The 9,464-nt window shown below is 45.8% G+C and carries 21 protein-coding genes; all 21 read left to right on the top strand.

Annotation, left to right across the window (positions count from 1 at the left end; all coding sequences use genetic code 11):
• Positions 1 to 94: EF-Tu C-terminal domain-related protein (locus tag C4S60_RS18445; protein WP_004417577.1), on the top strand; the 94-nt coding region annotated here is incomplete at its 5' end.
• A gap of 195 nt (positions 95 to 289) precedes the next feature.
• Positions 290 to 478 (top strand): (2Fe-2S)-binding protein, encoded by a 189-nt coding sequence (locus tag C4S60_RS18440; RefSeq protein ID WP_103881814.1) that lies wholly within the window; start codon positions 290 to 292, stop codon positions 476 to 478.
• Between the two features lie 82 nt (positions 479 to 560).
• Positions 561 to 1,037 carry a bacterioferritin gene (gene bfr / locus C4S60_RS18435; protein ID WP_103881813.1) on the top strand — a complete coding sequence of 159 codons (477 nt, stop codon included), beginning with the start codon at positions 561 to 563 and terminating at the stop codon, positions 1,035 to 1,037.
• Between the two features lie 406 nt (positions 1,038 to 1,443).
• A complete protein-coding gene (gene rpsJ / locus C4S60_RS18430; RefSeq protein ID WP_031495630.1) occupies positions 1,444 to 1,755 on the top strand; it encodes a 30S ribosomal protein S10 in 312 nt (103 codons plus the stop codon).
• Between the two features lie 14 nt (positions 1,756 to 1,769).
• A complete protein-coding gene (rplC, locus tag C4S60_RS18425; protein WP_103881812.1) occupies positions 1,770 to 2,399 on the top strand; it encodes a 50S ribosomal protein L3 in 630 nt (209 codons plus the stop codon).
• A gap of 16 nt (positions 2,400 to 2,415) precedes the next feature.
• Positions 2,416 to 3,018 carry a 50S ribosomal protein L4 gene (gene rplD, locus C4S60_RS18420; protein WP_103881811.1) on the top strand — a complete coding sequence of 201 codons (603 nt, stop codon included), beginning with the start codon at positions 2,416 to 2,418 and terminating at the stop codon, positions 3,016 to 3,018.
• A complete protein-coding gene (gene rplW / locus C4S60_RS18415; protein ID WP_042502749.1) occupies positions 3,015 to 3,317 on the top strand; it encodes a 50S ribosomal protein L23 in 303 nt (100 codons plus the stop codon). Before rplD ends, rplW begins: the two co-directional genes overlap by 4 nt.
• 16 nt (positions 3,318 to 3,333) lie before the next feature.
• Positions 3,334 to 4,158 (top strand): 50S ribosomal protein L2, encoded by an 825-nt coding sequence (gene rplB, locus C4S60_RS18410; RefSeq protein ID WP_103881810.1) that lies wholly within the window; start codon positions 3,334 to 3,336, stop codon positions 4,156 to 4,158.
• A gap of 19 nt (positions 4,159 to 4,177) precedes the next feature.
• Positions 4,178 to 4,456, top strand: coding sequence for a 30S ribosomal protein S19 (gene rpsS / locus C4S60_RS18405; RefSeq protein WP_031495622.1), 279 nt, complete (start codon positions 4,178 to 4,180; stop codon positions 4,454 to 4,456).
• A gap of 10 nt (positions 4,457 to 4,466) precedes the next feature.
• Positions 4,467 to 4,799: a 50S ribosomal protein L22 gene (rplV, locus tag C4S60_RS18400; protein ID WP_031495620.1), complete on the top strand. Its 333-nt coding sequence runs from the start codon at positions 4,467 to 4,469 to the stop codon at positions 4,797 to 4,799.
• 16 nt (positions 4,800 to 4,815) lie between these two features.
• Positions 4,816 to 5,514 carry a 30S ribosomal protein S3 gene (gene rpsC, locus C4S60_RS18395; protein ID WP_103881809.1) on the top strand — a complete coding sequence of 233 codons (699 nt, stop codon included), beginning with the start codon at positions 4,816 to 4,818 and terminating at the stop codon, positions 5,512 to 5,514.
• Between the two features lie 11 nt (positions 5,515 to 5,525).
• The gene (rplP, locus tag C4S60_RS18390; RefSeq protein ID WP_006075723.1) at positions 5,526 to 5,936 is read left to right on the top strand and encodes a 50S ribosomal protein L16; all 411 of its coding nucleotides are present in this window, start codon (positions 5,526 to 5,528) and stop codon (positions 5,934 to 5,936) included.
• Entirely contained in the window at positions 5,936 to 6,127 is a 192-nt protein-coding gene (rpmC, locus tag C4S60_RS18385; protein ID WP_004736737.1) for a 50S ribosomal protein L29, read from the top strand. The genes rplP and rpmC overlap by 1 nt, the downstream gene beginning before the upstream one ends.
• On the top strand, positions 6,127 to 6,381 hold the full coding sequence (rpsQ, locus tag C4S60_RS18380; protein ID WP_103881808.1) for a 30S ribosomal protein S17: 255 nt from the start codon (positions 6,127 to 6,129) through the stop codon (positions 6,379 to 6,381). The genes rpmC and rpsQ overlap by 1 nt, the downstream gene beginning before the upstream one ends.
• 160 nt (positions 6,382 to 6,541) lie before the next feature.
• Positions 6,542 to 6,913: a 50S ribosomal protein L14 gene (gene rplN, locus C4S60_RS18375; RefSeq protein WP_006075569.1), complete on the top strand. Its 372-nt coding sequence runs from the start codon at positions 6,542 to 6,544 to the stop codon at positions 6,911 to 6,913.
• An 11-nt stretch (positions 6,914 to 6,924) separates the two neighbouring features.
• Complete coding sequence (gene rplX / locus C4S60_RS18370) at positions 6,925 to 7,242, top strand: 50S ribosomal protein L24 (RefSeq protein ID WP_096994896.1); 318 nt, start codon at positions 6,925 to 6,927, stop codon at positions 7,240 to 7,242.
• A 24-nt stretch (positions 7,243 to 7,266) separates the two neighbouring features.
• Entirely contained in the window at positions 7,267 to 7,806 is a 540-nt protein-coding gene (rplE, locus tag C4S60_RS18365; RefSeq protein ID WP_006075572.1) for a 50S ribosomal protein L5, read from the top strand.
• A gap of 17 nt (positions 7,807 to 7,823) precedes the next feature.
• Positions 7,824 to 8,129, top strand: a complete 306-nt coding sequence (rpsN, locus tag C4S60_RS18360) for a 30S ribosomal protein S14 (protein ID WP_038228838.1) — start codon at positions 7,824 to 7,826, stop codon at positions 8,127 to 8,129.
• 29 nt (positions 8,130 to 8,158) lie between these two features.
• Positions 8,159 to 8,551, top strand: a complete 393-nt coding sequence (rpsH, locus tag C4S60_RS18355; protein WP_006075574.1) for a 30S ribosomal protein S8 — start codon at positions 8,159 to 8,161, stop codon at positions 8,549 to 8,551.
• Between the two features lie 12 nt (positions 8,552 to 8,563).
• Positions 8,564 to 9,097 carry a 50S ribosomal protein L6 gene (gene rplF, locus C4S60_RS18350; RefSeq protein ID WP_103881807.1) on the top strand — a complete coding sequence of 178 codons (534 nt, stop codon included), beginning with the start codon at positions 8,564 to 8,566 and terminating at the stop codon, positions 9,095 to 9,097.
• A 9-nt stretch (positions 9,098 to 9,106) separates the two neighbouring features.
• Positions 9,107 to 9,460 (top strand): 50S ribosomal protein L18, encoded by a 354-nt coding sequence (rplR, locus tag C4S60_RS18345; protein WP_038228845.1) that lies wholly within the window; start codon positions 9,107 to 9,109, stop codon positions 9,458 to 9,460.
• Positions 9,461 to 9,464: the final 4 nt, after the last annotated feature.

Genomic DNA, 9,464 nt, shown 5'->3' with positions numbered 1-9,464 from the left:
CGCTCCAATCGCTATGGACGAAGGTCTACGTTTCGCTATCCGTGAAGGTGGCCGTACTGTAGGTGCTGGTGTTGTTGCTAAGATCTTCGACTAATATTTAGTTGAATCTTGCGATAATCGCATTGAAAAAGAGGAGCATTAGCTCCTCTTTTTTTTTGGTGAAAATTTCTATGACCCTCAGAGAGTTAGTTAAATCTGGTTGTGTTTTAATCAAGGTGGAGTCAAAAAATAGTGGTAACGCTAATGGTTCTCGTTTATATTGGCGTCCAGATTGGTTTGAGGGTGTGTTATGTTTGTTTGTCTTTGTCACGGGATCTCGGATAAGAAACTGCGTAAGTTGGCAATAGAAGAAGGGATCAGTGATATGCGCGCCATCAGACGTTGTACTGCGTTAGGCTCGCAATGTGGTAAGTGCGTCAAACAGGCCAAAGAAATACTCAGTGAATTTCAACCTGAGCCATTAGCGAAAGCGAGCTAATCAACCTCTTCTTTTTCGGTCACATTGACAGCGTCCCGTTTGGTTCTAAAGTTACTATTGAGCCAAAGAGGAGGGCTGTTCTATGAAAGGTGATCCGATCATTATCCAACATCTCAACAAGATTCTCGGCAATGAACTCGTTGCTATCAATCAATATTTCTTACACGCCAGAATGTACAAAGACTGGGGATTGAAACACCTGGCTGATAAGGAATATCACGAATCGATTGATGAAATGAAGCATGCTGATCACCTGATAGAACGAATACTGTTCCTGGAAGGGCTGCCCAACTTGCAAGATCTCGGTAAATTGATGGTGGGTGAAGACACCAAAGAAATGCTTGAGTGTGACTTAAAACTGGAGATGATGGCTATCCCTGATCTAAAAGATGCCATTGCTTATTCAGAGGACACCCGTGACTTTGTTTCTCGCGATCTGTTCCAGGATATTCTCGAAGATGAAGAAGAGCATGTAGACTGGCTCGAAACCCAGTTAGGACTGATCGACAAAGTCGGTATCGAGAACTATCTGCAAGCACAGTTTGTTGATGAGGAATAAAAGAACCTTACGCCAGGGTCTGGGATCCCAGGCCCTGATAATCTGTAATCTTGTTTCTACTCCCAAAGCCAGCCCAAAACATTTTCTGATTAATTTTCCTCCATCTATTGCATCCCGTTTTGTGATCTGTATAATACCGCGCACTGGCTTGTTCCAGTTGTGAACCAATGAGCAAAGAGGAGTAAGCAATTTGCCAAGGCAAAATGCTTAGTAACGTAGACTCAGCTTATGTTCGCAGTTAATACAATTAGGCTGTTTATTGCTAACAGCACTAATCGAAAATTAGCTGACAATGTACTCAATCAGAGTACTACGGTTTCACATAAATCAATCGGCATTCTCTCGCCTTCGCGAGTATGAGTGGCGATATTGTTTGTGTAATTTTTAATTATTGGAGCTCTGTCTCATGCAGAACCAACGTATTCGTATCCGCCTAAAGGCTTTCGATTATAAACTAATCGACCAGTCAACTGCGGAAATCGTTGAAACAGCTAAGCGTACCGGCGCACAGGTTCGTGGTCCAATTCCACTACCTACTCGTAAAGAGCGTTTCACTGTTCTTATCTCTCCACACGTCAACAAAGATGCACGTGACCAGTACGAAATCCGTACTCACAAGCGTTTGATCGACATCGTTGAGCCAACAGACAAAACTGTTGACGCTCTGATGCGTCTTGATCTTGCTGCTGGCGTTGATGTTCAAATCAGCCTAGGTTAAGGGAGATTAGAAGAATGATTGGTCTAGTCGGACGTAAAGTGGGTATGACCCGCATTTTTACCGAAGAAGGCGTTTCTATCCCTGTAACAGTTGTTGAGGTTGAAGCGAACCGTGTAACTCAAGTGCGTACACTTGATACTGACGGTTATGCAGCAATCCAGGTAACTGCAGGTGCTAAGAAAGCTAGCCGTGTTTCTAAGCCAGAAGCTGGCCACTTTGCGAAAGCAGGTGTTGAAGCAGGTCGCGGTCTTTGGGAATTCCGTTTGGAAAACGGCGAAGAGTTTGAAGTTGGCGCTGAGCTAAACGTAGAACTATTCAACGACGTTAAAAAAGTAGACGTTACTGGTACTTCTAAAGGTAAAGGCTTCCAAGGCGCTGTTAAGCGTTGGAACTTCTCTACTCAAGATGCTACTCACGGTAACTCTTTGTCTCACCGTGCTCCGGGTTCAATTGGTCAATGCCAAACTCCAGGTCGCGTATTTAAAGGCAAAAAAATGGCAGGTCACATGGGTGCTGAGCGTGTAACGACTCAAAACCTAGAGATCGTACGTGTTGACGCTGAGCGCAATCTGCTTCTTATTAAAGGTGCAGTCCCAGGCTCAACTGGCGGCAACGTGATCGTAAAACCAGCTGTTAAAGCTTAACGTCTAGGAGTAAGTAATGGAATTGATGGTTAAAGGTGCTGATGCACTAACTGTTTCCGAGACTACTTTCGGACGTGACTTCAACGAAGCTCTTGTACACCAAGTAGTTGTTGCTTATGCAGCAGGTGCTCGTCAAGGTACTCGTGCTCAAAAGACTCGTTCAGAAGTATCTGGCGGTGGCGCTAAGCCATGGCGTCAAAAAGGTACTGGCCGTGCACGTGCTGGTACAATTCGTAGCCCTATCTGGCGTACAGGTGGTGTTACTTTTGCTGCGAAACCACAAGATCACAGCCAAAAAGTAAACAAGAAAATGTACCGCGGTGCTATGAAGAGCATTCTTTCTGAGCTAGTTCGTCAAGAGCGTCTAATCGTTGTTGATAACTTCTCTGTAGAAGCTCCAAAAACGAAAGAGCTTGTAGCTAAGCTTAAAGAGCTTGAGCTAACAGACGCGCTAATCGTGACTAGCGAAGTAGATGAGAATCTATTCCTAGCAGCTCGTAACCTATACAAGGTTGACGCACGTGATGTTGCTGGTATCGACCCAGTTTCACTGATCGCGTTCGACAAAGTTGTAATTACTGCAGAAGCAGTTAAGCAAGTTGAGGAGATGCTAGCATGATCACTGAAGAGCGTATCCTAAAAGTTCTACGTGCTCCGCACATCTCTGAAAAAGCAACTATGGCTGCTGAAAAAGCGAACACTATCGTTTTCAAAGTAGCAAAAGATGCAACTAAGAAAGAGATCAAAGCAGCTGTAGAAAAGCTATTTGAAGTTGAAGTTAAGTCTGTAAATACTCTTGTTCTTAAGGGTAAGACTAAACGTCAAGGTCTACGTCAAGGTCGCCGCAGCGACGTTAAGAAGGCGTATGTGACTCTGGCGGAAGGTCAAGATCTTGACTTCGTTGGCGGTGCGGAATAACAGGAGTAGTTAAACAATGGCTATTGTTAAATGTAAGCCGACTTCCCCTGGTCGTCGTCACGTAGTTAAAGTTGTTAACGCTGACCTTCATAAAGGTAAGCCGTATGCACCACTTCTAGAGAAAAACTCTAAGAACGGTGGTCGTAACAACAACGGTCGTATCACAGTACGTCACATCGGTGGTGGTCACAAGCATCACTATCGTTTGGTTGACTTTAAACGTACTAAAGATGGCATCCCAGCGAAAGTTGAGCGTCTAGAATACGATCCAAACCGTAGCGCAAACATCGCTCTAGTTCTGTACGCAGACGGTGAGCGCCGCTACATCATTGCACCTAAAGGCATCCAAGCGGGTGACCAAATCCAATCTGGTGTTGATGCGCCTATTAAAGCAGGTAACACTCTGCCAATGCGCAACATCCCAGTAGGTTCTACTGTTCACTGTGTTGAACTAAAACCTGGTAAAGGTGCACAAATTGCTCGTTCTGCAGGTGCATACGCACAAATCATCGCTCGCGATGGTGCATATGTAACTCTACGCCTACGTTCTGGCGAAATGCGCAAAGTACTATCAGAAGGCCGTGCAACAATCGGTGAAGTTGGTAATGCTGAGCACATGCTACGTGAACTAGGTAAAGCTGGTGCTAGCCGCTGGCGCGGTGTTCGTCCAACCGTTCGTGGTGTTGTGATGAACCCGGTAGACCACCCACACGGTGGTGGTGAAGGCCGTACTTCTGGTGGTCGTCATCCAGTATCTCCTTGGGGTCAGCCAACTAAAGGCTTTAAGACTCGTAAGAACAAGCGCACTGACAAGTACATCGTACGTCGTCGTAACAAGTAATCTATAAAGAGGAATCGCCATGCCACGTTCTCTCAAGAAAGGTCCATTTATTGACCTACACTTGCTGAAGAAGGTAGAGAAAGCGGTGGAAAGCGGAGACAAAAAGCCTGTTAAGACTTGGTCCCGTCGTTCAATGATCATTCCATCAATGATTGGTTTGACCATCGCTGTCCATAATGGTCGTCAGCACGTACCAGTTTTCGTTACCGAAGAAATGATCGGTCACAAACTGGGTGAATTTGCACCAACTCGCACTTATCGCGGCCACGCTGCTGATAAGAAAGCTAAGAAGAAATAAGGAGTAGATGATGGAAGCTATCGCTAAACATAACTTTGCTCGTATTTCTCCACAGAAAGCTCGCTTAGTTGCAGACCAAATCCGCGGTAAAAACGTGGATCAAGCTCTTGAACTACTGACTTTCAGCAACAAAAAAGCTGCTGTACTAGTTAAGAAAGTTCTTGAATCAGCAATCGCGAATGCGGAACATAACGAAGGTGCAGATATCGACGATCTATCAGTCGCTAAAATCTTCGTAGATGAAGGCCCAATCATGAAGCGTATTATGCCTCGTGCTAAAGGCCGTGCGGACCGTATCTTGAAGCGTTCTTGCCACATCACTGTTGTTGTTGCAGACGCTTAAGACTAGGAGATAAGCAATGGGTCAGAAAGTACATCCTAATGGTATTCGTCTTGGCATCGTTAAGCCTTGGAATGCTACATGGTTTGCTAACACCAAAGAATTCGCTGACAACCTAGACGGCGACTTCAAGGTACGTCAGTTCCTTACTAAGGAACTAGCAAAAGCGTCTCTTTCACGTATCGTTATCGAGCGTCCAGCTAAGAGCATCCGTGTGACTATTCACACTGCTCGTCCTGGCGTTGTTATCGGTAAGAAAGGTGAAGACGTTGAGAAGCTACGCGCAGCTGTAGCTAAAATCGCAGGTGTACCAGCGCAAATTAACATCGCTGAAGTACGTAAGCCTGAGCTAGACGGCCAACTTGTGGCTGATAGCATCGCGTCTCAACTTGAGCGTCGTGTTATGTTCCGTCGCGCTATGAAGCGTGCAGTACAAAACGCAATGCGTCTTGGCGCTAAAGGTATCAAAGTGGAAGTAAGTGGTCGTCTAGGCGGCGCTGAAATCGCACGTTCTGAGTGGTACCGTGAAGGCCGTGTGCCTCTACACACTCTACGTGCTGACATTGATTACGCAACTTCTTCGGCTCACACTCAATACGGTGTGATCGGCATTAAAGTTTGGATCTTCAAAGGTGAGATTCTAGGCGGTATGCCAGCAGCTAACGCTGTAGAGCCAAAAGGCGATAAGCCTAAGAAGCAGCGCAAAGGCCGTAAGTAAGGAGTCGACAGATGCTACAACCTAAACGTACTAAGTTCCGTAAGGTTCAGACTGGTCGCAACCGTGGTCTAGCTAAAGGTACAGACGTAAGCTTCGGCACATTCGGTCTTAAGGCTGTTGGTCGTGGTCGTCTTACTGCTCGTCAGATCGAAGCGGCACGTCGTGCAATGACGCGTCACGTTAAGCGTCAAGGTAAAATCTGGATTCGTGTATTCCCAGACAAGCCTATCACTGAAAAACCACTTGAAGTTCGTCAAGGTAAGGGTAAAGGTAACGTTGAGTACTGGGTAGCCCAAATCCAACCTGGTAAGGTTATGTACGAAATGGACGGTGTACCTGAAGAGTTGGCACGTGAAGCGTTCCGCCTAGCGGCTCGCAAACTGCCGTTCAAAACTACATTTGTAACTAAGCAGGTGATGTGATGAAAGCACAAGATCTACGCGAAAAAAACGTTGAAGAGCTTAACGCTGAGCTTTTGAATTTGCTACGCGAACAGTTCAACTTGCGTATGCAAGCTGCAACTGGTCAGCTACAGCAAACTCATACTCTGAAAGCTGTACGCCGTGATATCGCACGTGTGAAAACTGTTTTGACTGAGAAGGCAGGCGCATAATGAGCGAACAAATCCGTACTCAACAAGGTCGTGTAATCAGCAACAAAGCTGACAAGTCTATTGTTGTTGCAATCGAACGCATGGTTAAACACCCAATTTACGGTAAATTCGTAAAGCGTACGACTAAACTACACGCACATGACGAAAACAACGAGTGTGGCATTGGCGACACAGTTGAAGTTCGTGAGTGCCGTCCATTGTCTAAGATGAAGTCTTGGACTTTGGTAAGCATTGTAGAAAAAGCGAAAATCTAATCGTTTTTCTATAGCGAAATCAAGCGGCTCCAAATTTTTTTTGGAGCCGCTTATTTTTTGTCTACCCAATCACAAAAAAGGGTGGTACAATTCGCGTCCCTTTAAAGAGGCAGCCCGACCCGAGAGGGTCTAGTTTTTAATATTTAGCGGAGCACTAACAATGATCCAAATGCAAAGTACACTTGACGCAGCAGATAACTCTGGCGCGCGCAAGGTAATGTGTATTAAGGTTCTGGGTGGCTCACACCGTCGTTACGCACACATCGGCGACATCATCAAAGTTACTGTGAAAGAAGCAATTCCTCGCGGTAAAGTTAAAAAAGGTGATGTTCTGAAGGCGGTAGTAGTTCGCACCCGTAAAGGCGTACGTCGTCCAGACGGTTCTGTCATTCGCTTCGACCGTAATGCTTGTGTATTGTTGAACGACACTACTGAGCAACCAGTCGGCACACGTATCTTTGGTCCAGTGACTCGTGAACTTCGTAACGCGAAATTCATGAAAATTGTTTCACTAGCACCTGAAGTACTGTAAGGAGCTATAAAATGGCAGCTAAAATCCGTCGTAATGACGAAGTAATCGTTCTTGCTGGTAAAGATAAAGGCAAGAAAGGTAAAGTAACTAAGGTTCTAGCAACTGGTAAAGTTATCGTTGAAGGTATCAACCTTGTTAAGAAGCACCAAAAGCCTGTACCGGCTCTAGGTCAACAAGGTGGCATCGTTGAGCAAGAAGCAGCAATTGACGCTTCTAACGTTGCAATCTTTAACGCGGCTACTGGTAAAGCTGACCGCATCGGTTTCCGTATCGAAGATGGCAAGAAAGTTCGTTTCTTCAAGTCTAACGGCGAAACTGTTTCTAACTAATAGAAAGTAATTTGGAGTTCTACTATGGCGAAACTGCATGATTACTACAAGTCGTCTGTAGTTGCTGAATTGACCAAACAATTCAACTACTCAAGCGTCATGCAAGTCCCTAGGATTGAGAAAATCACCCTAAACATGGGCGTTGGTGAAGCAATCAACGATAAGAAACTGCTAGAAAACGCAGCAGCTGATATGGCAACGATCTCTGGTCAAAAGCCTCTTATCACTAAAGCGCGTAAATCTGTAGCTGGTTTCAAAATTCGTGAAGGCTACCCAATTGGTTGTAAAGTAACCTTGCGTGGCGAACGTATGTGGGAATTTTTAGAGCGTTTAATCTCTATCGCACTTCCACGTGTACGTGACTTCCGTGGCGTTAGCGCTAAGTCTTTTGACGGACGCGGTAACTACAGCATGGGCGTTCGCGAGCAAATCATCTTCCCGGAAATCGACTACGATAAAGTAGACCGTGTTCGTGGCCTAGACATCACTATTACGACGTCTGCTGCAAACGATGAGGAAGGCCGAGCTCTGCTGGCTGCCTTTAACTTCCCATTCCGTAAGTAAGGTGAAGGGTTACTGTTATGGCTAAACAATCAATGAAAGCGCGCGAAGTAAAACGCGCGAAGCTAGTAGCTAAGTTTGCTGAAAAGCGCTCAGCTCTAAAAGCTATCATCAGCGATGTAAACGCATCTGAAGAAGATCGTTGGAATGCAGTTCTTAAGCTGCAATCTCTTCCACGTGATTCAAGTGCTTCACGTCAGCGCAACCGTTGCAACCAAACTGGTCGTCCACACGGTTACCTACGTAAGTTCGGTCTAAGCCGTATCAAAGTTCGCGAAGCTTGCATGAAAGGCGAGATTCCTGGACTTCGTAAGGCTAGCTGGTAATTGCCACTTAATCATTTGGAGTAAATCTTATGAGCATGCAAGATCCGATTTCGGATATGCTGACCCGCATTCGTAACGGTCAGGCAGCAAACAAAGTTGCTGTTAAAATGCCTTCTTCAAAGCTTAAAGTTGCAATCGCTGCACTACTGAAAGCTGAAGGTTACATCGTTGACTTCGCTGTTGAAGGCGAAGCAAAACCAGAGCTAGAAGTTACCCTTAAGTACTTCCAAGCGAAACCTGTAATTGAGCAAATCAAACGTGTTTCACGTCCTGGTCTGCGTGTCTACAAAAACAAAGACTCGCTACCAACTGTGATGGGCGGTTTGGGTATTGCTGTTGTTTCTACTTCCAAGGGTCTGATGTCAGACCGCGCTGCACGTAAAGCAGGTCTTGGCGGTGAAATCATCTGTTACGTAGCTTAATAGGAGTAGATTATGTCTCGTGTTGCTAAAGCACCTGTCGCTATTCCAGCTGGCGTAGAGGTGAAACTTAACGGTCAAGAAGTTACTGTTAAAGGCGCTAAAGGCGAACTATCTCGCGTACTAAACGACGCTGTAGTTATCGCTCAAGAAGAGAACAACCTTACTTTCGGTCCTCGCGACGGTGTTGCTAACGCATGGGCACAAGCAGGTACTGCTCGTGCACTAGTGAACAACATGGTTGTTGGTGTTACTGAAGGCTTTACTAAGAAGCTAACTCTTAAAGGTGTTGGTTACCGTGCTGCTATCAAAGGCAACGCTGTAGGTCTTACACTTGGCTTCTCTCACCCTGTTGAGCACGAGCTGCCAGCGGGTATCAAAGCTGAATGTCCAAGCCAAACTGAAATCGTGATCACTGGTTGTGACAAGCAACTTGTTGGTCAAGTAGCGGCTGACATTCGTTCTTACCGTGAGCCTGAGCCTTATAAAGGTAAAGGTGTTCGTTACGCAGATGAAAATGTGCGTACTAAAGAAGCTAAGAAGAAGTAAGGTAACACTATGGATAAGAAAGCATCTCGCATCCGTCGTGCTACACGTGCACGTCGTAAGATTGCAGAACTGGGTGCAACTCGCCTAGTAGTACACCGTACTCCTCGTCACGTTTACGCTCAAGTAATCGCAGCGAACGGCTCTGAAGTTATCGCAGCCGCTTCAACTGTTGAAAAAGCGATTCGTGAAGAAGTTAAGAGTACTGGTAACATCGATGCAGCTAAAGCAGTTGGTAAAGCTGTTGCTGAGCGCGCTCTTGAGAAAGGCGTATCTGCTGTTGCATTCGATCGTTCTGGTTTCCAATACCACGGTCGAGTAGCGGCGCTAGCAGAATCTGCTCGCGAAGCTGGTCTGAAATTCTAAGGTA

Origin of the sequence: Vibrio hangzhouensis, from assembly GCF_900107935.1 — a bacterium.
Classification (GTDB): Bacteria; Pseudomonadota; Gammaproteobacteria; order Enterobacterales; family Vibrionaceae; genus Vibrio; species Vibrio hangzhouensis.
The sequence above is the reverse complement of the archived record's forward strand: the minus strand, read 5'-3'. Positions and strand labels throughout refer to the sequence as shown.

Coding starts and splice junctions, on each gene's coding strand:
- C4S60_RS18440 (WP_103881814.1), top strand. CDS start 290: ATGTTTGTTTGTCTTTGTCACGGGATCTCGGATAAGAAACTGCGTAAG.
- bfr (WP_103881813.1), top strand. CDS start 561: ATGAAAGGTGATCCGATCATTATCCAACATCTCAACAAGATTCTCGGC.
- rpsJ (WP_031495630.1), top strand. CDS start 1,444: ATGCAGAACCAACGTATTCGTATCCGCCTAAAGGCTTTCGATTATAAA.
- rplC (WP_103881812.1), top strand. CDS start 1,770: ATGATTGGTCTAGTCGGACGTAAAGTGGGTATGACCCGCATTTTTACC.
- rplD (WP_103881811.1), top strand. CDS start 2,416: ATGGAATTGATGGTTAAAGGTGCTGATGCACTAACTGTTTCCGAGACT.
- rplW (WP_042502749.1), top strand. CDS start 3,015: ATGATCACTGAAGAGCGTATCCTAAAAGTTCTACGTGCTCCGCACATC.
- rplB (WP_103881810.1), top strand. CDS start 3,334: ATGGCTATTGTTAAATGTAAGCCGACTTCCCCTGGTCGTCGTCACGTA.
- rpsS (WP_031495622.1), top strand. CDS start 4,178: ATGCCACGTTCTCTCAAGAAAGGTCCATTTATTGACCTACACTTGCTG.
- rplV (WP_031495620.1), top strand. CDS start 4,467: ATGGAAGCTATCGCTAAACATAACTTTGCTCGTATTTCTCCACAGAAA.
- rpsC (WP_103881809.1), top strand. CDS start 4,816: ATGGGTCAGAAAGTACATCCTAATGGTATTCGTCTTGGCATCGTTAAG.
- rplP (WP_006075723.1), top strand. CDS start 5,526: ATGCTACAACCTAAACGTACTAAGTTCCGTAAGGTTCAGACTGGTCGC.
- rpmC (WP_004736737.1), top strand. CDS start 5,936: ATGAAAGCACAAGATCTACGCGAAAAAAACGTTGAAGAGCTTAACGCT.
- rpsQ (WP_103881808.1), top strand. CDS start 6,127: ATGAGCGAACAAATCCGTACTCAACAAGGTCGTGTAATCAGCAACAAA.
- rplN (WP_006075569.1), top strand. CDS start 6,542: ATGATCCAAATGCAAAGTACACTTGACGCAGCAGATAACTCTGGCGCG.
- rplX (WP_096994896.1), top strand. CDS start 6,925: ATGGCAGCTAAAATCCGTCGTAATGACGAAGTAATCGTTCTTGCTGGT.
- rplE (WP_006075572.1), top strand. CDS start 7,267: ATGGCGAAACTGCATGATTACTACAAGTCGTCTGTAGTTGCTGAATTG.
- rpsN (WP_038228838.1), top strand. CDS start 7,824: ATGGCTAAACAATCAATGAAAGCGCGCGAAGTAAAACGCGCGAAGCTA.
- rpsH (WP_006075574.1), top strand. CDS start 8,159: ATGAGCATGCAAGATCCGATTTCGGATATGCTGACCCGCATTCGTAAC.
- rplF (WP_103881807.1), top strand. CDS start 8,564: ATGTCTCGTGTTGCTAAAGCACCTGTCGCTATTCCAGCTGGCGTAGAG.
- rplR (WP_038228845.1), top strand. CDS start 9,107: ATGGATAAGAAAGCATCTCGCATCCGTCGTGCTACACGTGCACGTCGT.